At 35.7% G+C, this 2,503-nt stretch carries 2 protein-coding genes; both read left to right on the top strand.

The window, feature by feature from the left end:
* A partial coding sequence (locus tag M663_RS0101300) for a MarR family winged helix-turn-helix transcriptional regulator (RefSeq protein WP_273702582.1) occupies positions 1-707 on the top strand: 707 nt, incomplete at its 5' end.
* A complete protein-coding gene (locus M663_RS0101295; RefSeq protein ID WP_029687679.1) occupies positions 676-2,352 on the top strand; it encodes a helicase HerA-like domain-containing protein in 1,677 nt (558 codons plus the stop codon). The genes M663_RS0101300 and M663_RS0101295, both read left to right, overlap by 32 nt.
* Positions 2,353-2,503: the final 151 nt, after the last annotated feature.

Here is a 2,503-nt window from a genome sequence, read left to right as displayed (position 1 = left end):
GTCTCGCTTCTCAAGGGTTCGGCGCGGCTTTTAATTTCGGTAGAGGTGGGCGCAAGGTTACTAATTCTTCAGGAGGTGGTTTTGTGCAGCTTACCGAAAGAGATTTAAGGATTTTGTATTGGATAAACAGAATGAGGTATATAACAGTCAATCAGGTATCAAAAAAGTTTAAAATAGGTATAAAAGCGTCATACAGAAGGCTGAAAAAACTTTGTGGGGACGGTTATTTATATTCCTTAAGAATCTTCAGAAATAAGCCTGGGGTTTACATGTGTACAAAGAAGGGAGCTGAAATTTCAGGTTCAAATTTATGGGCTCCCAAATATTATGTGAATTTGGCTAATTATGAGCATGACTTAAAGGTGGTAGATTTAAGCATTGAATTAGAGCAGCAGGGAGAATGGATTTCTATGAGAGAATTAAGGCAGGACAGCCGAACAGATATGATACCGGATGGAGTTTTAATAAAAGATGGAAAGAAAATAGCTGTTGAAGTAGAACTCACAAAGAAGTCAGAGAGAAATCTAAAGAAAAAAATGGGCTACTACAAAAAAAGCATTGATTATAATGAGGTTTGGTATTTTGTCTCCAGCAAGGCAGTCTATGATGCAGTAGAAAAAGCAGCTAAGGAAATGGATTATATTAAGATTTTTTATCTAAGCGAGGTGCTTAAGGATGAACAACAGAGAGCTTACGCAAACAGATAAAATAGTGATACTAGTTATTGGTCTCGTGGGAGCTTTGATGTTTTTGCCTGGAATTGCTTTTGGATTGATTATATATGCTGCCGCTGATAGGTTGAAAGCTAAGAAGTGGATGGTCTATGCTGCAGCTGCAGTGGTAGTAATACTTGTAATTTTTACTGTAAAGGATTTTAATATGCTGATAGTGGATTATTTTAAGCTAATACTTGAGGCTTATAAGTTGCTTTTTAATAACAAGATACCGCATAATTTAGATTGGAAAGTTTTAATAAAAGTCGGCATTCCTGTTGGATTTATTCTGTCACTAATGATAGAGCTGTACACTGCGGCACAGCCTGAGTGGGTAAAGAAAAGGAAGGAAATAGGAAAGGATAAAGAAAGAGATTTTGATGACAGGTTTATAAAAAAACTTGAGAAATTGTCACAGCCAGATGATGGAACTGTTATAGGCATTGATGTAAATGGGAATATAGTGAAAGTTACAGATGAAGAGCTGAATGGCCACTGTTTAGTGTTAGGAGCTACAGGTGCAGGGAAAACCACTACTCTTATGAATTTTATTGAAAGCGCTATAAGAAGAGGGATACCTGTGATTATAGTTGATGGGAAAGGGGAAATAGGTTTTGCACAAAAGGTAAAGGATATAGCAGAAAAGTGTAATCGGAAGTTTTATCTTTTTTCTATGATGGCACAAGAAGGAAATACACACTACAATCCTTTAAGAGTTGGAAACTTCACGGAATTAAAAGATAAGCTCATCAGTTTATCTGATTGGACGGAGCCCCACTACAAATTCTTAAGTGAAAGATACTTGCAGTCAGCAATAAAGATTTTGCAGAAGACAAATAACAAAGTAGATTTAGTTAACATATCCCAAAAATTAAACTATAATGCTTTATTGGAAGAAGCAAAGAAACTAGTTCGGGAAGGAGAAATGGATAAAAATGAATACGAAGCTTTTTACGATATGATTGACAGCGCAAAAAAAGACATTGCTGGCCTTGTGAACAGGCTTGCAGTGTTTTCAGAAAGTGAGATAGGAGACCTGCTCTCTGATACAGAAGATGAAGGCACAATTGACCTTATAAAATGCATAGAAGAAAATGCAGTAGTATTTTTTAGTTTAGACGCTTTAAGATTTTCAGAATATTCGAGACTTCTGGGAAAGCTCATAGTAATTGATTTAAAAACAACAGCGGCGAGGATGTTTGGTCGTAGCAAAAAGGTATTTACAATTTTTGATGAGTTTGGGGTATTTGCAGGACCTCAGGTTACGGATTTTATTAATAAATCTCGAGCAGCAGGATTTCATGTTATACTATCCACACAGGAACTTGCAGATTTAAGAATAGAGGGTAAAACAGAATTAATGGAGCAGATACTGGGCAACACAAATGTTAAAATCATACACAGACAGGATGTACCGGTATCAGCTGAGCTTTTGTCGTCACTTATAGGAACAAAAGATGATATAACGGTTACGATGCAGGTAAATGAAATTTTACCTACTGGAATGGGAACGGTAAAGGAAGAAAAAAGCTTTATTGTTCATCCTGATGAAATAAAGAGGCTTAAAAGAGGGGAAGCTTTTGTGATTAAGAAATTTCCTGAGTTTTTTGTGAAGAAAGTATTAGTGAAAAAGGTATAAATCAATAATGGCAGAACAGAAAGCAAAAATTAACAAATGAAGAACATCTGTAATAGCTTCCCAGATTTTTCTATTCTACACTTATAACTTGCTACTCTCGATCTTTGGCAACAGCATTTTAGGAAGAATACTGATATTTATAATTTACAGA

The sequence above is a fragment of the Thermoanaerobacter sp. A7A genome, from assembly GCF_000445185.1.
GTDB lineage: Bacteria > Bacillota > Thermoanaerobacteria > Thermoanaerobacterales > Thermoanaerobacteraceae > Thermoanaerobacter.
Note: the sequence above shows the minus strand (reverse complement) of the source record. Positions and strands in the feature narration are given on the sequence as shown.